Genomic DNA, 20,215 nt, shown 5'->3' on the forward strand with positions numbered 1-20,215 from the left:
GTGTCATGGCCGCAATCACCACACAGGACATCGCTGCCTCGGCGCCCGCCGAGGAGCGGATGGATCCGAGACGCGTCTTTGCCTTCCTGGCAATGGTCTTCGGGATGTTCATGTCGATCCTCGACATCCAGATCGTCTCGGCGTCATTGGCGGAGATCCAGGCCGGCCTTGGGGCCGGTTCCGACGAGGTCGCCTGGGTGCAGACCTCCTACCTGATCGCCGAAGTCATCATGATCCCCTTGTCGGGCGTGCTCGCACGGATCGTGTCGACCCGGGTGCTGTTTACCGTCTGTGCGGCCGGCTTCACGCTTGCCAGTGCGCTGTGTGCGACCGCCACCAATATCGAGCAGATGATCGTCTACAGGGCGATCCAGGGCTTTATCGGTGGTGGCATGATCCCGTCGGTGTTTGCCGCGGCCTTCACCATCTTCCCGCCGTCCAAGCGCAACATCGTCTCGCCGATGGTAGGTCTTGTTGCCACACTGGCGCCGACAATCGGTCCGACGATCGGTGGTTACATCAGCCATGCGATGTCCTGGCACTGGCTGTTCCTGATCAACGTCATTCCCGGCATGCTGGTGGCTGCTGCCGCCTGGAGCCTGATCAATTTCGACAAGCCGGATCTCAAGCTGCTGAAGAAATTCGACTGGTGGGGGCTTGCCTCCATGGCGGTCTTCCTCGGCACGATGGAGTTCGTTCTGGAGGAGGGCAACAACAAGGACTGGTTCAACGACCACCACATCGTCATGGGCACGGTCGCCATGGTCATCGGCGGGGCCATCTTTTTCTGGCGGGTGTTCAAGGTCGAACTGCCCGTCGTCGATCTCAGGGCCTTCTCGAATGCCAACTTTGCCTTCGGTTCGCTCTTCTCCTTCGTCATGGGGGTTGGTCTCTACGGGCTCACCTATCTTTATCCGCTCTATCTCGGTCGCATCCGGGGCTACGACTCGCTGATGATCGGCGAGACCATGTTCGTGTCGGGTGCCGCGATGTTCCTGACGGCGCCGGTCGCGGGCATGCTGTCAAACAAGCTCGACCCGCGCGTGATGATGATGATCGGCTTTTCTGGCTTCGCGCTCGGCACCTACATGATGACCGGCATCACGGCGGATTGGGATTTCTACGAGCTGCTCGTGCCGCAGATCCTGCGCGGCTGCTCGCTGATGATCTGCATGGTGCCGATCAACAATCTGGCGCTCGGCACGCTGCCGCCCGACCGGATGAAGAATGCCTCGGGCCTCTTCAACCTGACCCGCAACCTTGGCGGGGCAGTCGGGCTCGCCATCATCAACACCATGCTGACGCAGAGGACCGACGACCATTATGCGCGGCTCTCCGAGCAGCTTTCCTGGAGCAACAAGGCAGCGCTCGACTGGCTGGCAAGCGTCGGTGCGAATTACGACAGCTATGGCCTCGACGGGACAGCGGTTGCGATCAAGAAGCTGTCGGGCGTGGTGACGCAGCAGGCCTGGCTCCTGTCCTTCATGGACGTATTCATGGGGCTGACCGTTCTCTTCATTGCTCTGGTGTTCCTGGTCTTGCTGCTGAAGAAGCCGCAGGGTGCCGCACCTGCAGGCGCCGGTCACTGACATCTCCATGCCCGCATAAGCTTCGCGGTCCAGTTTCTAAATCGATCTCCAGATCTCGGCCGTCCCAACTCGGGGCGGCCTCTTTTTTTGTCTGTAAAAGAGGTACGTACATCAGTTTCTGATTTACGTACCTCATGAGGTGGTGTAGGAACGGCGCCGGAGGAGAGAATGAAGCCGACAGTCCACGACATCGCGAGCCATGCAGGCGTCAGCCTCGCCACCGTCGACCGGGTTTTGAACCGGCGGCCGGGGGTGAGCGCGCGGACCCGTGAAAAGGTGGACAAGGCTGTGCACGAACTTGGCTTCGTGCGCGACGTGGCGGCGGCCAATCTTGCCAAGGGGCGGACCTATCCGCTGACCTTCCTCATTCCCTCGAACGACAATTCCTTCATGCGGGGCCTGCGGCTCGCGCTCGACGAGGCGCGGGACCGCGCGGGCGTCGAGCGGATCGCGATCCGCCTGGTTGATGTGCCGGCCTTTGACGTCGCAGCGCTTGCCCAGGCGTTGAGAGATGCAGCGGCCGAGCAGCCGGCCGGCATCGCCTTCGTTGCCGTCGATGCGCCTGAAGTGGCGGCCGCTGCATCCGAGGTCATCGCCGCCGGGATTCCGCTGGTCACGCTGGTGTCGGATCTCTCCGGCACGGAGCGCGACCATTATGCCGGCATCGACAACGCGGCGGCCGGGCGCACGGCCGCCAGTTTGCTTGGTCGTTTTGCAGGCGGTCGTCAGGGCAAGGTTGCGGTGCTTGCCGGCTCGATGCTGGTGCGCGACCATCGTGAACGCTGCGAGGCCTTCGCCTCCGTCATGGCGCGGGACTTCCCGACGCTGGAGCTTTTGCCGGTGCTTGAGGGCCGAGACGATCCTGCCGTCGTCGAGCGGCTGGTTGCGGCACTCTTCTCCGGGCTTGATGACATCGTCGCCCTCTACAGCCTGGGCGCCGGCAATCGCGGCCTCGTCAAGGCGCTGGAACGCGTGCCGGCCGAGCGGCGTCCGGTCGTCATCGCCCATGAATTGACCGAGACAACGCGCGGTGCGCTGCAATCGGGGCTGATCGACGCCGTGCTGAATCAGGATGCGGGACACGAGGTGCGCAGTGCGATCCGTGTCCTGAAGGCCAAGGCCGATGGGCTGCCGGTTGTTGCCGACCAGGAGCGCATTCGTATCGACATATTCTTGAAGGACAATCTGCCCTGAAGGCAGAGGAATGGAGGACTCCTATGTATCTCGGATTGGATCTCGGCACATCCGGCATCAAGGCGATGCTGATCAACGACGCCCAGCAGGTGATCGGCGTTGGTCATGCGGCGCTGACCGTGCAGCGGCCGCATCCCGGCTGGTCTGAACAGGCGCCGGGCGACTGGCTGCATGCGACGGAAGAGGCGATCGCAGCGCTGAAGGCAGCGCATCCCAAGGAGCTGGCAGCGGTTCGGGGCATCGGCCTGTCCGGCCACATGCATGGTGCGACGCTTGTCGACGCCAAGGGGCGGGTGCTTCGGCCCTGCATTCTCTGGAACGATACGCGCAGCCATGCGGAAGCAGCAGCCCTCGATGCCGATCCGCGCTTCCGGGCGCTGACCGGCAACATCGTCTTCCCCGGCTTCACCGCACCGAAGCTCGCCTGGGTGAAGAACAACGAACCAGAGACCTTTGCCAAGGTCGCGAAGGTGCTGCTGCCCAAGGATTACCTGCGCTTCTGGCTGACGGGGGAATATCTCTCTGACATGTCCGACTCGGCTGGCACCAGCTGGCTTGATACCGGCAAGCGGGCCTGGTCGACGGAACTGCTCGACGCCACGGGACTGACGATCGAGCAGATGCCCGGTCTCGTCGAGGGGACGGATCGCGCCGGTACGCTGCGTGCCGAACTTGCGGCCAAATGGGGTTTGGGATCCGACGTCGTGATTGCCGGCGGGGCAGGGGACAATGCGGCCTCGGCCTGCGGCATGGGCACGGTCGCCGAAGGTCAGGCCTTCGTCTCTCTGGGTACATCGGGTGTGCTGTTTGCCGCCAACGCTTCCTATCTGCCGAAGCCGGAAAGCGCCGTGCATGCGTTTTGCCATGCTCTCCCCAGTACCTGGCACCAGATGGGTGTCATCCTGTCGGCCACCGATGCGCTGAACTGGCATTCGGGTGTCACCGGCAAGTCGGCTGGAGAGCTGACCGGTGAACTGGGCGATGCCCTGAAGGCTCCGACGGGCGTCACCTTCCTTCCCTATCTCTCGGGCGAGCGCACGCCGCATAACGATGCGAAGATCCGTGGTGCCTTTATCGGGCTTGGCCATGAGAGCGACCGGGCCGTGTTGACGCAGGCGGTGCTGGAAGGGGTGACCTTCGCGATCCGCGACAGTCTGGAGGCGCTGAAGTCTGCTGGCACCTCGATCAGCCGTGTCACGGCGATCGGCGGCGGCTCGCGCTCGCGCTACTGGCTGTCCTCGATTGCCACCGCGCTCGACATGCCCGTCGACATTCCCGCCGACGGCGACTTTGGTGCCGCCTTCGGGGCGGCACGCCTCGGGCTGATTGCGGCGACGGGTGCGGATCCGCTGTCGGTCTGCACGGCACCGCAGACGGCGGAGACGGTGGAGCCGGTTAAGGCACTGACGGGTGCTTACGAGACGGCTTACGGGCGTTACCGGGCGCTGTATCCGGCGATCCGGGGCCTTTGAAGATTTGCCCCTCACCCTGACCCTCTCCCCGCAAGCGGGGAGAGGGGACTGAAAGGGCGGCGGCGCGTCCCCTTCTCCCCGTTCACGGGGAGAAGGTGCCGGCAGGCGGATGAGGGGCTGCACGGCAATCACCCCACCCCGGACCTTCGGTCCGACCCTCCCCCTCAAGGGGAGGTTAGAAACAACACACCAAGGAGGACTACCCATGAGCACAGGTTTCTTCGGCAATATCCAGAAGATCAAATATGAAGGCGAAGGTAGCACCAATCCGCTGGCCTTCCGCCATTACAATCCGGACGAAGTCGTCCTCGGCAAGCGCATGGAAGACCATCTGCGCTTTGCGATTGCCTATTGGCACACCTTCGTCTGGCCGGGCACCGACCCGTTCGGCGGCAACACCTTCGAGCGTCCGTGGTTCAAGGACACGATGGATGCTGCGAAGCTGAAGGCTGATGTCGCCTTCGAATTCTTCCAGCTGCTCGGAACGCCGTATTACTGCTTCCACGATGCCGACGTTCGCCCTGAGGGTAACAGCTTTGCCGAGAACACCAAGAACCTGAACGAGATCGTCGACTACTTCGCCAAGAAGCAGGAAGAGACCGGCGTCAAGCTGCTCTGGGGCACGGCGAACATGTTCTCGCATCGCCGCTACATGTCGGGTGCGGCCACCAATCCGGATCCTGACGTTTTCGCGTTCGCCGCTGCGACGGTGAAGACCTGCCTCGACGCGACCCAGCGTCTCGGCGGTGAGAACTACGTGCTGTGGGGTGGCCGTGAAGGCTACGAGACCCTGCTCAACACCGATCTCTCCCGCGAACTCGACCAGATGGGTCGCTTCCTCAACCTCGTCGTCGAATACAAGCACAAGATTGGCTTCAAGGGCGCGATCCTGATCGAGCCGAAGCCGCAGGAGCCGTCGAAGCATCAGTATGACTACGATGTCGCCACCGTCTACGGCTTCCTGAAGCGCTACGGCCTCGAGAACGAGGTGAAGGTGAACATCGAGCAGGGCCATGCGATCCTCGCCGGCCACTCCTTCGAGCACGAACTGGCGCTTGCCAATGCGCTCGGCATCTTCGGCTCGATCGACATGAACCGCAACGACTACCAGTCCGGCTGGGATACCGACCAGTTCCCGAACAATGTTCCGGAGATGGCACTGGCCTATTACCAGGTTCTGCAGGCCGGCGGCTTCACCACCGGTGGCACCAACTTCGACGCCAAGCTGCGCCGTCAGTCGCTCGACGCCGAAGACCTGCTGATCGGTCATATCGGCGGCATGGACTGCTGCGCCCGTGGCCTGAAGGCTGCTGCCAAGATGGTCGAGGACAAGGCCCTGTCGGGACCGCTCAACAGCCGTTACGCCGGCTGGGACAAGGCCGAGAACCAGAAGATGCTGCGCGGCGAGGAAAGCCTCGACGCCATCGCTGCTCGCGTCGAAGCCAAGAACGTGAACCCGCAGCCGGTTTCCGGCAAGCAGGAACTGCTGGAAAACGTGGTCAACCGCTACGTTTGATTTCGGGTTTTCTGATGAGACAAGGGCCGGGGCGCGAAAGCGTCCCGGCCATTCGCATTACTTTGCCGGTCGTCATCCTCGGGCTTGTCCCGAGGATCTGTCGCGGGTGGCTGCGGTTCAGACTTCTCAGGAATGCTGGGCGGGAGCCGCGGTCGCCAGGAGGGTCGAGTTTGCAGCAGGCAGCAGTGGATCCTCGGGACGAGCCCGAGGATGACGACGTTGGCGGATTTGCGACGTCCGTTGCAGGCCTCGGGTATGATGACGGCGGGGAAGGCGTTGCTTGACGACCGGCCTTTAAGCTATGGCCGTGATCTCCAATTCCTGGTCGCCGACAGTCACAACGTCACCGACGCTTTTGCCCATGAGGCGGGCTGCGACAGGCGAAACGAACGAAATCGAGCCGGCCTTCGGATCGGCCTCGTCCTCACCGACGATACGGTAGGTCTGGACGCGACCATCGTCTCGCTCGAAGGTGACCTTGCTGCCGAAGGCGACGACAGCGTTGGTTTCGGGCTCCGGGATGACCTGCGCGGTGCGCAGCCGCTCCGTCAGGTATTTGAGGTCACGATAGGGGACGGCCGATTGGCGACGACGCTCGTTGACGTCCTCCACCGACTGCGCCGCGAGATAGGTGATGCGGGCCTCTTCCGCTTCGGCCTCAAGCTGCACCAGCCCTCGCGCCGTCACCAAGTTCGGGTGCTGCGAGATCGGACGGTCCGGCAGGTGGAGTTCTGCTGCGGTTTCCGAACTCTCTTCTTTGGTGAAAGCGACACTCATAAGCGTAATCCAATGGCTGGGCAGCTCTTTGCTTTGATCTGCCAATAAAGGGGATATAGGTCAACGGCCCAGATGACCGATAGGTCCGTGGCGTAACCAGATCGCGCTATTCCTGCTCAGCGCCTGGCCGGCCCCGTCACAGACCCCCGCACGATCAGATCCGGCATCAGCAGGATTTCCTGGCGTTCCATCGTGCGGTCACCCAGCGACTTGATCAGCAGTGACATGGCCTGGCGGCCGATGGCTGTGCGGGGCTGGCGGATGGTGGTGAGCGCGGGGTTCACATAGGTCGCCTGGGGCACGTCATCAAAACCGATGACGGAGAAGTCGTGTGGCAGATCGTAGCCGCGGGCGGTGAGGCCGTTCAATACGCCGACGGCCGTGGCATCGTTGACGCACATGAAGGCGGAGGGAAGCTGGTCGCGCATGAAAAGCTGTTCGACGGCGAGGCGCCCGCTTTCGATGGTGCCTTCGCCTTCCAGCACGAAGCGTTGATTGGGCGGAATGCGGGCGGCATCCAGCGCGATATCGAAGCCCTGGCGGCGGCGCTGGTGGCCGAGCCTCGTTTTGCTGTCGCCGATGAAGGCGATGGAGCGGTGGCCGGCCGAGAGCAGGTGTTCGGCGGCCTTCCGGGCTCCTGCCACATCATCGACGCCGACATAGGAGATCTTCGAGCCGAAGACCGGTTCGAAGACGGCCACCGACGGCGGCAGCCGCTGGCCAAGCACCTGGTGGCCGAAGGGCTCGTGACCGGTGAACAGCACCAGGCCTGTTGCCTGGCCGGAACTCAGGAATTTCAGGTATTCGAGGCCGCGTTCCGGGTCGTTCTGGGTGTGCCCGATCAAGACGCCATAGCCATGGGCGCGGGCCTCGTTTTCGAGGCCGATCAGGGTCGATGAGAAGTTGGGGTCGCCGATATCGGGAGCAAGGATCAGGATCATGTTCGACCGGCCCATGCGCAGCGAGCGTGCCATGGCGTTGGTCGTGTAGCCGGTGATGGCGATGGCCTGGTTCACCCGCTGCCGCGTGGATTTCGCCACCTTGTCGGGCGTGTGGATCGCACGGCTCACCGTCGCGATCGACACTTCCGCGATGCGCGCCACATCCTCGATCGTTGCTGGTGCTGAATTCGGCACGCGGCTCCATCCCCCTATCCGCATGGAATCGTTGGAGACCTTACCGTTCCTGTTGCCGCTGCGAAAGCCGGCAGGGCTCAAATTGTCCCCTTGATCGGATGATGTAAACCTTTACATCGGCTATGTAAAGGTTTACACAAATGGCATAGCGGTTGAGGAGCCGCCGGGAGGATTGCATGACATTGGCTGGGGGCGAGGCGCGGACACCCGTGCTCGTGGCGGAGCGTATCTCCAAATCATTTGGCGACGTGCAGGTGCTGTTCAGCGTCGATTTCGACGTGTTGCCGGGCGAGGTTCATGCGCTCATGGGCGAGAATGGTGCCGGCAAATCGACGCTTGTGAAGATACTCTCGGGCTTCGAGCAGGCGACGGCGGGGCGCATCCTGCTTGACGGCGAGCCGGTGATCCTGCCGGCGAATGGCTCGGCCGAGGCGCTCGGCATCGTGCTCATCCACCAGGAATTCAATCTTGCCGATCATCTGACGGTCACCGAGAGCCTGTTTCTCGGGCGCGAGGTGACGCGTTTCGGCGTTCTCGACCGCAAGGTGATGCGGGCCGAAGCGCGGCGCGTGCTCGACCAATTGGGGTCAAGGATCGACGAGAATTCGCTGATCAGTTCGCTCGCTGTCGCCGACAAGCAGATGGTCGAGATCGCCAAGGCGATCAGCCGCAAGGCGCGGATCGTCTTCATGGATGAGCCGACGGCGGTCCTGTCGCGGGACGAGACCGAGGTGCTGTTCGATCAGGTGCGCAAGCTGCGCGCCCGGGGCACGAGTTTCGTTTTCGTCAGCCACAAGCTCGACGAGGTGATGGAGCTCACCGATCGGGTCACGGTGTTACGTGATGGCCAGTGGGTGAAGACTGCGCCGACCTCGGCGCTCGATGGCGAAGCGATTGCGCAGCTGATGGTCGGCCGTGAATTGTCGAGCCTCTATCCAACGAAGCACGAACCCAATGTCGATGAAGAGGTCGTGCTTTCCGTCAAGGATCTGACGACAGGCTTCGTGCGGAATGCCAGCTTTGATCTGAGGCGTGGCGAAGTGCTCGGTTTTTCCGGATTGATCGGGTCTGGCCGAACGGAACTGATGGAGGCGGTCGCAGGGCTTCGTCCAAGGCTTTCGGGCGATGTCTGGCTGAAGGGCATGGTGCTCGACCAGCAGGATTTTCGCGAGGCGAACCGGCGCGGGCTCGCCTACATGACCAAAGACCGTAAGGGCAAAGGGCTGCTGCTCGGCGAGGGCATGACCGCAAATCTGACCTTGCAGTCGATGGACAATCACGTCCGCCATGGTTACCTCGACCCGGCCAGCGAGGCGAAAGCCATGGCGCGAGCCAAGCGCCGTTTCGATATTCGTGTGCGCGACGAAAAGGTGCGGGTCGGCCGCATGTCGGGCGGCAATCAGCAGAAGCTGCTGCTCGCCAAGATCATGGAAGTCGAGCCTGACATCATCATCATCGATGAGCCGACGCGCGGCATCGATGTCGGCACCAAGCAGCAGATCTATCATTTTATCGCAGCGCTTGCCCGGGAGGGCCGCTCGATCATCGTCATCTCCTCGGAAATGCCCGAGGTGATCGGCCTTTGCACGCGGGTTGCCGTCATGCGCGAAGGCCGCATGGTCGGCATGCTCGAGGGCGACGACATCAACGAACAGACGATCATGCGTTACGCCGCCGGCCTGAAACGGCAGATGGCAAGCTGAGTGATTTGCACAGCCCGGCGACAAAGACCGGGCTTGGAAACGAAGACTTCAGGGTGCGCGACCTCCAGTCGAGGCGCGTGGGAGGAGACGGGACAACATGACTGCCGAGACTGAAACGACCACCCCTGGCCGTGCCCGCCGGACATGGCGCGATGTGGACATGCGCGCCGTGGCGCCCTTTGCTGCGCTTCTGATCCTCCTGATCGTCGGCGCGCTGGTTAATCCCAACTTCATCGGCCTCACCAATCTTGCCAATGTCGCGACACGCTCTGCCTTCATCGCGATCATCGCCGTCGGTGCGACCTTCGTCATCTCGTCGGGGGACCTTGATCTCTCTGTTGGTTCGATGGTGGCCTTTGTCGCCAGCCTGATGATCCTGTTCATGAATTCCGGCGCGATTGCCGATCCCGGCCTGATGATTGCGGCGGCCATGGCGCTTGCCGTCATCATCGGTTCGCTCTGCGGTCTGGCCAATGGCCTGATCACCACCGTCGGCAAGATCGAGCCATTTATCGCGACACTCGGCACGATGGGCATCTATCGTGGCCTCACCACCTGGCTCTCCCAGGGCGGTGCGATCACGCTGCGCGACCCGGCCCAGCAGGAAATCTATCGGCCCGTCTATTTCGGCTCGATCCTTGGGTTGCCGGTGCCGATCGTCATCATTCTGGTGGTGACCGCGATTGCCGCCTTCGTGCTTTACCGCACCCGGTATGGCCGCCATGTCGTCGCCGTCGGTTCGAACCGTGATGTCGCGCGCTATTCCGGCATTGCCGTCGACCGGGTGCGCACCATCGCCTTTGTCATCCAGGGGCTCTGTGTGGCGATTGCCGTGTTGCTCTACGTGCCGCGTCTCGGCTCAACGTCCGCTACGACAGGCATTCTCTGGGAGTTGCAGGCGATCACGGCGGTCGTCGTTGGTGGCACGGCGCTTAAGGGTGGGGCGGGGCGTGTCTGGGGCACGATCTGCGGTGCTTTCATCCTCGAGCTCGTCGGCAACATCATGCTGCTCTCGAATTTCATCTCCGAATATCTGATCGGCGCCATTCAGGGCACGATCATCATCATCGCGATGCTCGTCCAGCGGTCGCTGGCGCGCAAGGCGTGAAGAAACGACCGGGCAGGAGGGTCGCCCGGTTCGTTCACACTCGACCCTCGTCACTTTGGGAGGAAACCAATGCACAAGAAACTTATGGGTATGGCTGTCGCCATGACCGCGCTGGTGTCGATCTTCGGCGCAGCGCAGGCCCAGGACGCCAAGACGATCGGCGTTTCGATCCCGGCTGCGACGCATGGCTGGACATCGGGAGTCATCTATCACGCCGAGCGTATTGCCAAGCAGCTCATGGAGCGTCATCCGGGCCTCAACGTGGTCGTGAAGACCTCTGCTGATCCGTCCAGCCAGGCGAATGCCGTGCAGGATCTTGCCACGCAGGGCATCGATGCGCTCGTCATCCTGCCGACGGATCCGGATCCGCTGGTCAATGCCATCCGCCAGATCAAGGACAGCGGCAAGTTCGTCGCTCTCGTCGACCGCGCACCGTCCGTGAACGACAACACCGTGCGTGACCTTTACGTGGCCGGCAACAACCCGGCTCTCGGTGAAGTCGCTGGCAAATACATCGCCGCGACGACCCCGGACGCCGAAGTCGTCGTCATCCGCGGCATGCCGATCCCGATCGACCAGCAGCGCCAGGATGGTTTCGACAAGGGCATTGAAGGTTCGAACGTGAAGATCCTTGATCGCCAGTTCGGCAACTGGAACCGCGACGACGCCTTCAAGGTCATGCAGGACTACCTGACCAAGTATCCGAAGATCGATGTGGTCTGGTGCCAGGACGACGACATGGCTGTCGGCGTGCTGCAGGCGATCGAACAGGCTGGCCGTACTGATATCCAGTACATCATCGGTGGTGCCGGTTCGAAGGACATGATCAAGAAGGTCATGGACGGAGACAAGATGGTTCCGGTCAACGTTCTCTATCCGCCGTCGATGGTTGGCACGGCGATGGAAATGACGGCTGCTGCCCTCTACGACAGCGTTCCGGTCCATGGCACCTACACGCTCGACGCGACGCTGATCACGCCTGACAACGCGAAGAACTACTACTTCCCGGATTCGCCGTTCTGATCCGCAGGCCTTCAACGCCATGGTCTGCCCGGGTTTTTCCCGGGCAGATTTCCGCTGTGAACATCATTGCGGTTGTGTCGAAATTCCATCTCCTGTAATCGTTCACGGAAACGTTGCAGGAATACTCAGGGAGGAGAATTCATGAAGACGATCAAGGGACCGGCGATCTTTCTCGGCCAGTTTGCGGGTGATGCCGCACCGTTCAATACCTGGGATGGGATTACGAAGTGGGCGGCCGAAAAGGGCTATGTCGGCGTGCAGGTCCCGACCTGGGCCAGCCAGCTTATGGACCTGAAAAAGGCCGCTGAATCCAAGGATTATTGCGACGAACTCGCGGGTGTGGCGCGCCAGAATGGCGTCGAGATCACCGAGCTTTCCACCCACCTGCAGGGCCAGCTGGTCGCGGTTCATCCGGCCTATGACGAAGCCTTCGACGGCTTTGCCGCACCCGAAGTGCGCGGCAATCCGAAGGCCCGCCAGGAATGGGCGGTGCAGCAAGTGAAGTACGCGCTGAAGGCCTCGCGCAATCTCGGCATCAAGGCGCATGCGACCTTCTCGGGCGCGCTGGCCTGGCCCTATATCTATCCCTGGCCGCAGCGCCCGGCGGGTCTGGTCGAGACTGCCTTCGACGAGCTTGCCCGCCGCTGGCTGCCAATCCTCGACTATGCCGAGGAGCAGGGTGTCGACGTCTGCTACGAGATCCATCCGGGCGAAGATCTGCATGATGGCGTGACCTTCGAGATGTTCCTTGAGCGCGTGAAGAACCATTCCCGCGCCAACATGCTCTACGATCCGTCGCACTATGTGCTGCAATGCCTCGACTATCTCGACAACATCGACATCTACAAAGACCGGATCAAGATGTTCCACGTCAAGGACGCGGAATTCAATCCGACCGGTCGGCAGGGCGTCTATGGCGGCTATCAGGGCTGGGTCAATCGCGCCGGGCGCTTCCGCTCGCTCGGTGACGGCCAGGTCGATTTCGGCGCGATTTTTTCGAAGATGGCAGCGAACGATTTCGATGGCTGGGCCGTTGTCGAATGGGAATGCGCGCTGAAGCACCCGGAAGACGGTGCCCGCGAAGGCGCGGATTTCGTCCGGGCGCATATCATCCGCGTCACCGAGAAGGCGTTCGACGACTTCGCGTCCGGCGGTACGGACGATGCGGCGAACCGCCGGATGCTGGGGCTCTGATCGTCAGACCTGCTTGAGGGCGGCGATGTCGCCGCTCTCGAGATGGGGCAGGGCTCGCTCGATCCTGTCAAGCGGCCAGTCCCACCAGGCAAGCGCCAGCAGGTCGGCAATCTCCTCGTCCGTGAACCGCTTTCGGATCACGGTTGCCGGGTTGCCGCCGACAATGGTGTAGGCCGGCACATCACGGGTCACCACCGCGCGGGCGGCGATGATGGCACCGGATCCGATCGTGACCCCCGGCATGATCGTTGCGCCATGACCGATCCAGACGTCGTGGCCGATGATGGTGTCCTGGAAAGGCAGGTCCTGATAGCCGCCGATTGTGTCAGGGCTGAAGACGCGGAAGGGATAGGTTGTCACACCCGACATGGCATGGTTGGCCGAACTGGTGATGAAGATCGCCTCGCGGGCAATCTGCACGAAGCGGCCGATCACCAGCCGTTCCTGGCTGAAGGGGTAGAGATAAGGCGCGATTGTCGCTGCCGTCTCTTCTGCCGTGCCGGAATGGGTGAAGTAGCTGAAGTCGCCGATCTCCATTCGGGGATGATCGATGACGGCCGCAAGCTGAACGGTCTCGCGATAGGGCGTGCCATCGGCGAGCGTGATCGGATAGGGTTGTCTCGGGTCGAGAAAAGGCATGGCTGAGATCCTTGCAAAAGCTTCCATTCAGCGTCGCGGTGATCGCCGACGCGGGCTTGTTCGCTTTGCCTCAGAAGAGGCGGATCTCAGATGTTCACTGTCAGGGCATCCTTCTTCTCGGATGCCAGTCTAACGGATCTGGAGCGTGAACTCCAGACGCAGCTCATAGAAGGAGGACGCATCATGGCGATCGAAGCAAGCAAATCGGGCGAACGGACACCGAAGATCCGGCTGGGCATGGTCGGCGGTGGCGCTGGCGCGTTTATTGGCGCGGTGCATCGCATGGCAGCCCGTCTCGATGACCAGTACGACCTCGTTGCCGGCGCATTGTCCTCGACGCCGGAAAAGTCCGTGGCGTCCGGCCGTGAGCTCGGGCTCGACCCCGAGCGCTGCTACGGCTCCTATGAGGAGATGGCGGAGAAGGAAGCGGCTCGCCCCGATGGCATCGAGGCGGTGTCGATCGTCACGCCGAACCATGTACACTTTCCGGCGGCCAAAGCCTTTCTGGAGCGCGGTATCCACGTCATCTGCGACAAGCCGCTGACCTCCAACCTCGAAGACGCCAAGGCGCTGAAGGCCGTTGCCGACAAGGCGAAGGCGCTGTTCATCCTAACCCACAATTACACCGGCTATCCGATGGTGCGGCATGCGCGCGAACTCGTGCGTTCCGGCGAGCTCGGTGATCTTCGTCTGGTGCAGATGGAGTATCCGCAGGATTGGCTAGCCGAGCCGATCGAGCAGACCGGCCAGAAACAGGCCGCCTGGCGCACGGACCCGAAGCAGTCGGGTGCGGGTGGATCGACCGGCGACATCGGCACGCATGCCTATAATCTTGGCTCGTTCATCTCCGGCCTCGAACTCGATGAACTGGCGGCCGACGTGCACACCTTTGTCGAGGGCCGTCGTCTTGATGACAATGCCCATGTGATGCTGCGCTTCAAGGGCGGCGCCAAGGGGCTGCTCTGGTGCAGCCAGGTGGCAACCGGCAATGAAAACGGGTTGAAGGTTCGCATCTACGGCACCAAGGCCGGGATCGAATGGACGCAGGCCGATCCGAACTACCTGTGGTTCACGCGCCTCGGCGAGCCGAAGCAACTAATCACGCGCGGCGGGGCAGGGGCGAATGCGGCCGCTGGCCGTGTGACCCGCATTCCGTCCGGCCATCCGGAGGGCTATCTCGAAGCCTTTGCGACGATCTACACGGAAGCGGCTCACGCCATCAATGCGGCGAAGGCGGGGACTGAGGTCGATGCGGCGGTGGTCTATCCGACGGTGGATGACGGCGTGAAGGGTGTCGCCTTTGTCGAGGCCTGCATCGAGTCGTCGAAGCAGAATGGTGGCTGGGTGAAGGTGTAACTCCACCTCTCCCTTGAGGGGGGAGGTCGCGCGGTACGCGCGGGTGGGGGTGAACCTGTAAACTTGCCCCTCACCCTACCCTCTCCCCGCAGGCGGGGAGAGGGAGGAATGTTTGGTCAGCGGCGAGGCCTTCTCCCCGCTCGCGGGGAGAAGGTGCCCGAAGGGCGGATGAGGGGCATGGTTCATGAGCCATGCAGATGCCCCGCCGATCCGCCCCCTCACCCCGCCTCCGCTTCGCTCGGCGACCCTCTCCCCGAGGGGAGAGGAGGTGACGCCGGCGGTCACCCCGCCCCCGCGATTGCACTCCGACCCTTCGTCCTAGGGGAGGGTGGATTTCCTGCAACGTTGCAGTTTTTTGTTTCCTGCGTCTTCACCGCGTCGCGCGATTGCTCTAAATCGCTTGTCACTGACATCGGGCGCCGCCTGTTCGCCCTGATATGACGAAGGACATGTTTGATGATCGATCCCAAGGCGCTCGCCTCGCGTTTTCCTGGTGACTTCCTCTTCGGTGTGGCCACTGCATCCTTCCAGATCGAAGGAGCGTCGAAAGCCGATGGGCGCAAGCCGTCGATCTGGGATGCCTTCTCCAACATGCCGGGCCGGGTCTTCGGGCGGCATAATGGCGACATGGCCTGCGATCATTACAACAGGTGGGAAAGCGATCTCGACCTGATCAAGGACATGGGCGTGACCGGCTATCGCTTCTCGATCGCCTGGCCGCGCGTGCTGCCCGAGGGGACAGGACCGATCAACGAAAAGGGCCTCGATTTCTACGACAACCTCGTGGACGGATTGAAGTCCCGCGGCATCAAGGCCTATGCGACGCTTTATCATTGGGATCTGCCGCTTGCCTTGATGGGCGAGGGTGGATGGACGGCGCGCTCCACGGCGCAGGCCTTCCAGCGCTACACCAAGGTGGTGATGGAGCGCCTCGGCGATCGGCTTGATGCGGTCGCGACCTTCAACGAGCCTTGGTGTTCTGTCTGGCTCAGCCATCTCTACGGCGTGCATGCGCCGGGTGAGCGCAGCATGGATGCCGCCCTGCATGCGTTGCACTACACCAATCTGGCCCATGGTCTGTCGGTTCAGGCGATCCGCGATGTGGCGCCGAAGGTGCCGGTCGGGCTGGTTTTGAATGCGCATGAGACGCTGCCGGGCTCGGATAGTGCTGCCGATCTCGCCGCTGCCGAGCGCGCGCATCAGTTCCACAACGGCGTCTTCTTCGATCCGGTCTTCAAGGGCGAATATCCGGCCGAGTTCCTGTCGGCGCTCGGCCATCGTATGCCGAAGATCGAGGAGGGGGATCTTGCCATCATCAACCAGCCGCTCGACTGGTGGGGGCTCAACTACTACACGCCGATGCGTGTCGCAGACGATCCGACGCCGGGTGCCGAATTCCCGGCGACCGTCAATGCGGCGCCTGTATCGGACGTGAAGACGGATATCGGCTGGGAGGTCTATGCGCCGGCGCTCAAGTCGCTCGTCGAGCGTCTCTATGCCCGCTACGATCTGCCGCCCTGCTACATCACCGAGAACGGTGCCTGCTATAACATGGAGGTCGAAGGTGGCGAGGTCGAGGACCAGCCGCGGCTCGATTACTATGCCGAACATCTCGACAAGGTCGCCGACCTGATCGCCGGGGGCTATCCGATGCAGGGCTATTTCGCCTGGTCGCTGATGGACAATTTCGAATGGGCGGAAGGCTACCGGATGCGCTTCGGCCTTGTTCATGTCGACTACGACACGCAGGTCCGCACCATCAAGAAGAGCGGCAAGTGGTATCGGGATCTCGCGCTCGAATTTCCAAAGGGGAACTTCAGGGCGGATTGACCGGGTATGGGGTCTTGCCCCAGCGCCTTGATGCGATCAGCCCAGCTTGATCAGCTTGTTGCCGGCATCGGCCTCGGTGCGGCGGTCGAAGTCGGCGCGGGCCGTCTGGATGCGGTCGTGATGGGTGAAGACCCAGCCACCCAGCGCCCGGATCGGCTCGCCAAAGGAGCGGCCGAGATCGGTCAGCGCATATTCCACCTTGGGCGGCACGGTCGGATGCACGGTGCGTTCGACGATGCCGTCCCGCTCTAGTGAACGCAGTGTCAATGTCAGCATGCGCTGCGAGATTCCGACCACTGATCGCTTGAGATCCGAGAAGCGCTGGGGGCCGTCTCCGAGTATCATGATGACCAAAACCGTCCATTTGTCGCCCAAACGGGCCAGCATTTCGCTGACGGTCTGGCACTTGGTCGGATCATAATTGTCGCACATGGCGGGTCCAATCGTTTCATCGGTGTAACCTGGTATCAAAAATGTGCCTTCTTGCACAAAATTCCCGGTTACATATCTAGGCCTGGTTACGAATTGATACCAGACCTCGTTCGCGATGCCAACTCCTAACGGCGCGCTACCGGGTCCAACCAGGATCGACACCATGTCCGCACTTATCGAAAAGCTGAACTGGCGCTATGCCACCAAGAAAATGGATCCCGCCAAGACCGTCTCTGAAGACAAGGTCGAGCGCATTCTCGAAGCGGCCCGCCTCGCGCCCACCTCCAGCGGGCTGCAGCCCTTCGAAGTGATCGTGGTGACGAACAAGGATGTTCGCGCCAAGATCCAGGAGATCGCCTGGAACCAGGCGCAGGTTACCGAAGGCTCGCATCTGCTCGTCTTCGCCGCCTGGGACAACTATACGGTCGAGCGCATCAACCACATGTTCGACCTCACCAATGAAGAGCGCGGCTTCACGAACGAAGGCTTCGAAAACTATCGCCAGATGTTGCTCGGCATGTATCCGGGCCGCGATGCGGACGTGAACTTCGAGCATGCCGCCCGTCAGGCCTATATCGGCTTCGGCATGGCTGTCGCGGCTGCCGCATTCGAGGGCGTCGATGCGACCCCGATGGAAGGTTTCGACGCTGCCAAGCTCGACGAGATCCTCGGCCTTCGCGAAAAGGGCCTGCGTTCGGTCACCATCCTGCCGATCGGCTATCGTGCGGCCGAGGGCGACTGGCTCGCCGGCCTGAAGAAGGTGCGCCGTCCGAAGGACGAATTCGTATCCGTCGTCGCCTGATCAACATATGAGGGGCCGGTGCCTCCAGGCCGGCCTGCCAAGGGCTCCGGGCAACCGGAGCCCTTTTCCCTTGCGCGAATATTCATTTAACCGGATCATTCGTTATTCTGCATGCTGTTCAGTATGTTAAGTCAAATTGAACACATTCTGCCGCAAGGTGGCGCCTCAGCCTTGGGTAATGTGTATGCGGCTTCAGCATTTGGACAGACGGCTCCGGCCTCTTGCGACCCGCCGCGTGGCGGTTGCGGTGTTGCTCGTGGTGTTCGCGACCATGGCAATGATGGTCGCCTCGATTGTGATGACGGCGCTCGACCGTGTCGCCAGCTATGCCAATCATCTCGACGAAGAACGCTCCCGCGAGACGCTGGTCGGTGCGGTACAGACTTTTGAGCATCAGCTCGGCGCGACACTCCTCGACTACACCGCCTGGGATGATGCGGCCGCTAATGCTTACGACCATCCCGACATGGCGTGGATGATCAGCAATTTCGGCGACATGACCTTCGACAGTGACCTGTTCGACGTGGCAATCGTGCTTGATGCCGAAGGGCGTCCGCAGATGGCTTATTCCGACGGCCAGCCGCTCGAAGGGCGCGTTACAGGATATCTGACGCCGGCGTTGATGGGTTTGTTCGACGCGGTCCAGAGTGGCAAGAGTGGCCTCGTCCCGCAGGCGCTCGGCTTCATCCGGACGCAAAAGGGGATCGGTTCGGCTGGGGTGGCGCTGATCCGCCCGAAATCCGGGGAGATCGGACAGCCGCGCGAAAACTACGTTTATCTCGCTTTTATCCGGCATCTGTCTTCGTCGACGGTCGAACGGCTGTCGGACGCCTATGTGTTGCCGGGCCTCGCCCTCGTGCCGCCATCGACGAACCAGACCTCTGTCACCATTTCCGCTCCCTCCGGAGAGGCGATCGCGTCGCTTGCCTGGACGCCGCGCGCGCCGGGCGACCAGAGCCGCGAACAGGTGAAGCCGCTGATCAAGGCCGCCCTCGTGATCGTCACGATCTATGCTCTCCTGCTCGTGGTCATCGGCAATGCCGAGATGCGCCGCGTCCGGAGAGATGAGGCGAATGCGGTCAAGCTTGCGCAGACCGATCGTCTGAGCGGCCTTCTCAATCGTGCGGGATTGAACCAGCTGCTCGAGGATACGGTTCGCCATGGGCGTGATGTGGGCGAAGACGTGGTGCTGCTTTATCTCGATCTCGATGGGTTCAAGGAGATCAATGACGCCTATGGTCATGCCACCGGTGACCGGCTGATCCGGGCCGTGGCCGCTGGTCTTGCGGTTCTGGTGGGCGAGGGGGCGGGTCTTGCCCGTATTGGCGGAGACGAATTCGGTATCGTGCTGACGGGCCAGGATGCGCAGGCGCGCGCCTATACGCTTGCCACCTCGATCATCGCCTTCTTCGACGAGCCGGTGCTTCTTGGCGAACGCACTGTCGTCGTTGGCTGTAGCATCGGCATTTGTGTTTCCGAGGGCGGCCAGGTGGACGGCAGCGAGCTGACGCGTCGTGCCGACATGGCCATGTATTCGTCCAAGGACGGTGGTCGGGGGCGGTGGACGATCTACGATCCGCGCATGGATGAAGAGCGTGAAACCCGCAACCAGATGGAAATCGATCTCCGGAGCGCGATCGCCCGTGGCGAGATCACCGTCGTCTATCAGCCGGTCGTTGATGCGAAGACCTTCTCGCTTGTCAGTGTCGAGGCGCTGGCGCGCTGGACCCGCAAGGGGCATGGGCCTGTTTCGCCCGATGTCTTCATTCCGATAGCCGAAGCGAGCGGGCTGATCGACCAGCTTGGGCTTTGCGTGCTGAGCCAGGCATTGGCGCAGCTTTCGCACTGGCCCGACCTGAAGCTGTCGGTGAATGTTTCTCCCGGACAGTTCCGCGATCCCGCCTTCGTCGATCGCGTTGCAGATCTCTTCGAAGAAGCGAATATCGAGCCGGGCCGGGTCGTTTTGGAAATGACCGAGACTTATTTCATCCAGAGCCCGGACCGAGCACGTCTTGCGCTTGAACGGCTGAAGGCGCTTGGGCTACGCATTGCGCTCGATGATTTCGGCGCCGGTTTCTCGAGCGTCGGTTATCTCAGGCAGTTCGGGTTCGACCGCATGAAGATCGATCGGTCACTGGTCCAGTCGCTTGATCGTGGGCATCGCGCCGTCGAGATGCTGCAGGCGACGGTGGCGCTTGCGCGGTCGCTTGGCATCCCCGTGACCGCTGAGGGCGTCGAGACCGAACAGCAGGCCGTCATCTTGCGACTGGCCGGCTGCGACCAGTTGCAGGGTTACCTCTTTGGCCGGCCGCAAACACCGCGCGAGATCGGCGAACTAATGATGCGGCCGATGGAGCTGCGCGCCAAGGCAGCCGAACTTGCCTTCGCGGCCAGCCGCGATGGTGGGGTGCTGGTGTGAGGTCCTGAGGGGCGCCGCCAGCGAT

At 62.2% G+C, this 20,215-nt stretch carries 16 protein-coding genes; 12 read left to right on the forward strand and 4 right to left on the reverse strand.

Annotation, left to right across the window (positions count from 1 at the left end; translation table 11 throughout):
- The first annotated feature begins 5 nt into the window (after window positions 1-5).
- From AC02Y0_RS02315 to xylA, 4 genes are all read left to right on the forward strand, one after another.
- Entirely contained in the window at window positions 6-1,589 is a 1,584-nt protein-coding gene (locus tag AC02Y0_RS02315) for a DHA2 family efflux MFS transporter permease subunit (protein ID WP_476382105.1), read from the forward strand.
- A 168-nt stretch (window positions 1,590-1,757) separates the two neighbouring features.
- Window positions 1,758-2,783, forward strand: coding sequence for a LacI family DNA-binding transcriptional regulator (locus AC02Y0_RS02320; protein ID WP_476382107.1), 1,026 nt, complete (start codon window positions 1,758-1,760; stop codon window positions 2,781-2,783).
- 23 nt (window positions 2,784-2,806) lie between these two features.
- Window positions 2,807-4,255 (forward strand): xylulokinase, encoded by a 1,449-nt coding sequence (xylB, locus tag AC02Y0_RS02325; protein WP_476382109.1) that lies wholly within the window; start codon window positions 2,807-2,809, stop codon window positions 4,253-4,255.
- Between the two features lie 205 nt (window positions 4,256-4,460).
- Complete coding sequence (gene xylA, locus AC02Y0_RS02330; protein WP_476382111.1) at window positions 4,461-5,771, forward strand: xylose isomerase; 1,311 nt, start codon at window positions 4,461-4,463, stop codon at window positions 5,769-5,771.
- A gap of 294 nt (window positions 5,772-6,065) precedes the next feature.
- Here the strand turns inward: xylA and greA are convergent, their stop codons facing one another.
- Both greA and AC02Y0_RS02340 read right to left on the reverse strand, forming a co-directional pair.
- On the reverse strand, window positions 6,066-6,548 hold the full coding sequence (gene greA, locus AC02Y0_RS02335) for a transcription elongation factor GreA (RefSeq protein WP_476382113.1): 483 nt from the start codon (window positions 6,546-6,548) through the stop codon (window positions 6,066-6,068).
- A gap of 116 nt (window positions 6,549-6,664) precedes the next feature.
- Window positions 6,665-7,684 (reverse strand): LacI family DNA-binding transcriptional regulator, encoded by a 1,020-nt coding sequence (locus tag AC02Y0_RS02340; RefSeq protein ID WP_102018470.1) that lies wholly within the window; start codon window positions 7,682-7,684, stop codon window positions 6,665-6,667.
- Between the two features lie 176 nt (window positions 7,685-7,860).
- Here AC02Y0_RS02340 and AC02Y0_RS02345 point away from each other — a divergent pair, with 176 nt between their 5' ends.
- The 4 genes from AC02Y0_RS02345 (at window position 7,861) to AC02Y0_RS02360 (ending at window position 12,712) form a co-directional block, all read left to right on the forward strand.
- Window positions 7,861-9,387: a sugar ABC transporter ATP-binding protein gene (locus AC02Y0_RS02345; RefSeq protein ID WP_476382115.1), complete on the forward strand. Its 1,527-nt coding sequence runs from the start codon at window positions 7,861-7,863 to the stop codon at window positions 9,385-9,387.
- A 97-nt stretch (window positions 9,388-9,484) separates the two neighbouring features.
- Entirely contained in the window at window positions 9,485-10,495 is a 1,011-nt protein-coding gene (locus tag AC02Y0_RS02350; protein ID WP_136557510.1) for an ABC transporter permease, read from the forward strand.
- 69 nt (window positions 10,496-10,564) lie between these two features.
- Window positions 10,565-11,518 (forward strand): substrate-binding domain-containing protein, encoded by a 954-nt coding sequence (locus AC02Y0_RS02355; protein ID WP_476382117.1) that lies wholly within the window; start codon window positions 10,565-10,567, stop codon window positions 11,516-11,518.
- Between the two features lie 141 nt (window positions 11,519-11,659).
- On the forward strand, window positions 11,660-12,712 hold the full coding sequence (locus AC02Y0_RS02360; protein WP_476382119.1) for a sugar phosphate isomerase/epimerase family protein: 1,053 nt from the start codon (window positions 11,660-11,662) through the stop codon (window positions 12,710-12,712).
- A 3-nt stretch (window positions 12,713-12,715) separates the two neighbouring features.
- On the opposite strand, the gene AC02Y0_RS02365 is transcribed toward AC02Y0_RS02360, so the two are convergent.
- Window positions 12,716-13,351: a CatB-related O-acetyltransferase gene (locus AC02Y0_RS02365; protein WP_476382121.1), complete on the reverse strand. Its 636-nt coding sequence runs from the start codon at window positions 13,349-13,351 to the stop codon at window positions 12,716-12,718.
- A gap of 183 nt (window positions 13,352-13,534) precedes the next feature.
- On the opposite strand from AC02Y0_RS02365, the gene AC02Y0_RS02370 reads away from it, so the two are divergent.
- Together AC02Y0_RS02370 and AC02Y0_RS02375 are read left to right on the forward strand one after the other, a co-directional pair.
- Complete coding sequence (locus tag AC02Y0_RS02370) at window positions 13,535-14,707, forward strand: Gfo/Idh/MocA family protein (protein ID WP_476382123.1); 1,173 nt, start codon at window positions 13,535-13,537, stop codon at window positions 14,705-14,707.
- Window positions 14,708-15,163: 456 nt separating this feature from the next.
- Window positions 15,164-16,537 (forward strand): GH1 family beta-glucosidase, encoded by a 1,374-nt coding sequence (locus AC02Y0_RS02375; RefSeq protein WP_476382125.1) that lies wholly within the window; start codon window positions 15,164-15,166, stop codon window positions 16,535-16,537.
- A gap of 36 nt (window positions 16,538-16,573) precedes the next feature.
- Here the strand turns inward: AC02Y0_RS02375 and AC02Y0_RS02380 are convergent, their stop codons facing one another.
- Window positions 16,574-16,969 (reverse strand): winged helix-turn-helix transcriptional regulator, encoded by a 396-nt coding sequence (locus AC02Y0_RS02380; protein ID WP_476382127.1) that lies wholly within the window; start codon window positions 16,967-16,969, stop codon window positions 16,574-16,576.
- Between the two features lie 163 nt (window positions 16,970-17,132).
- Between AC02Y0_RS02380 and AC02Y0_RS02385 the strand changes: the two genes are divergently transcribed.
- Both AC02Y0_RS02385 and AC02Y0_RS02390 read left to right on the forward strand, forming a co-directional pair.
- Entirely contained in the window at window positions 17,133-17,771 is a 639-nt protein-coding gene (locus AC02Y0_RS02385) for an NAD(P)H-dependent oxidoreductase (protein WP_102018462.1), read from the forward strand.
- A 184-nt stretch (window positions 17,772-17,955) separates the two neighbouring features.
- Complete coding sequence (locus AC02Y0_RS02390; protein WP_476382128.1) at window positions 17,956-20,190, forward strand: putative bifunctional diguanylate cyclase/phosphodiesterase; 2,235 nt, start codon at window positions 17,956-17,958, stop codon at window positions 20,188-20,190.
- Window positions 20,191-20,215 lie beyond the last annotated feature (25 nt).

The organism is Allorhizobium sp. nf9_anc (assembly GCF_056323085.1).

Excerpts from the sequence above, each read along its gene's own strand:
- AC02Y0_RS02385 (WP_102018462.1), top strand. The coding sequence starts at position 17,133 with ATGTCCGCACTTATCGAAAAGCTGAACTGGCGCTATGCCACCAAGAAA.
- AC02Y0_RS02320 (WP_476382107.1), top strand. The coding sequence starts at position 1,758 with ATGAAGCCGACAGTCCACGACATCGCGAGCCATGCAGGCGTCAGCCTC.
- AC02Y0_RS02375 (WP_476382125.1), top strand. The coding sequence starts at position 15,164 with ATGATCGATCCCAAGGCGCTCGCCTCGCGTTTTCCTGGTGACTTCCTC.
- AC02Y0_RS02355 (WP_476382117.1), top strand. The coding sequence starts at position 10,565 with ATGCACAAGAAACTTATGGGTATGGCTGTCGCCATGACCGCGCTGGTG.
- AC02Y0_RS02390 (WP_476382128.1), top strand. The coding sequence starts at position 17,956 with ATGCGGCTTCAGCATTTGGACAGACGGCTCCGGCCTCTTGCGACCCGC.
- AC02Y0_RS02360 (WP_476382119.1), top strand. The coding sequence starts at position 11,660 with ATGAAGACGATCAAGGGACCGGCGATCTTTCTCGGCCAGTTTGCGGGT.
- AC02Y0_RS02380 (WP_476382127.1), bottom strand. The coding sequence starts at position 16,969 with ATGTGCGACAATTATGATCCGACCAAGTGCCAGACCGTCAGCGAAATG.
- AC02Y0_RS02370 (WP_476382123.1), top strand. The coding sequence starts at position 13,535 with ATGGCGATCGAAGCAAGCAAATCGGGCGAACGGACACCGAAGATCCGG.
- xylA (WP_476382111.1), top strand. The coding sequence starts at position 4,461 with ATGAGCACAGGTTTCTTCGGCAATATCCAGAAGATCAAATATGAAGGC.
- xylB (WP_476382109.1), top strand. The coding sequence starts at position 2,807 with ATGTATCTCGGATTGGATCTCGGCACATCCGGCATCAAGGCGATGCTG.
- greA (WP_476382113.1), bottom strand. The coding sequence starts at position 6,548 with ATGAGTGTCGCTTTCACCAAAGAAGAGAGTTCGGAAACCGCAGCAGAA.
- AC02Y0_RS02350 (WP_136557510.1), top strand. The coding sequence starts at position 9,485 with ATGACTGCCGAGACTGAAACGACCACCCCTGGCCGTGCCCGCCGGACA.
- AC02Y0_RS02365 (WP_476382121.1), bottom strand. The coding sequence starts at position 13,351 with ATGCCTTTTCTCGACCCGAGACAACCCTATCCGATCACGCTCGCCGAT.
- AC02Y0_RS02315 (WP_476382105.1), top strand. The coding sequence starts at position 6 with ATGGCCGCAATCACCACACAGGACATCGCTGCCTCGGCGCCCGCCGAG.
- AC02Y0_RS02345 (WP_476382115.1), top strand. The coding sequence starts at position 7,861 with ATGACATTGGCTGGGGGCGAGGCGCGGACACCCGTGCTCGTGGCGGAG.